Source organism: Saccharothrix sp. ST-888 (assembly GCF_000955975.1).
In the GTDB taxonomy this organism is placed as follows: Bacteria; Actinomycetota; Actinomycetes; order Streptomycetales; family Streptomycetaceae; genus Kitasatospora.
Window position 1 is genome coordinate 1 of record NZ_JYJF01000730.1, and the last position, 331, is coordinate 331.

A 331-nucleotide genomic window follows, 5' to 3' on the forward strand; every position below is an offset into this window, starting at 1 on the left:
GGCTACAAGACGGTGGACACCGGACAGGTCGTCGCAGCGATCGACGTGACCCGTGTCAAGCGGCCGCTGGAATCTCGAGGCCGAAACGACACACATCAGAACGAGAACAGCAAGGGATGCAAGCACTATCCACATGATATGCGCAAGGCACAATCGCTGACACTCCACCACACCGAGCCGTGTGCGCGACCTTTTCGAGCAGGCCAAGGCGAACGCCCCGGCGATAATCTTCGTCGGCGAGATCGGCGCCGTCGGCCGGCACCGTGGTGCGGGCCTCGGCGGCTGCCACGACGAGAGCGAGCAGACCCTCAACCAGCTGCTGGTCGAGATG

General features: G+C 63.4%; 1 pseudogene. It reads left to right on the plus strand.

The features are described 5' to 3' along the window. Window positions 1-175: 175 nt before the first annotated feature. Window positions 176-331 (plus strand): annotated as a pseudogene (locus UK12_RS39080) (AAA family ATPase); the annotation flags it as partial.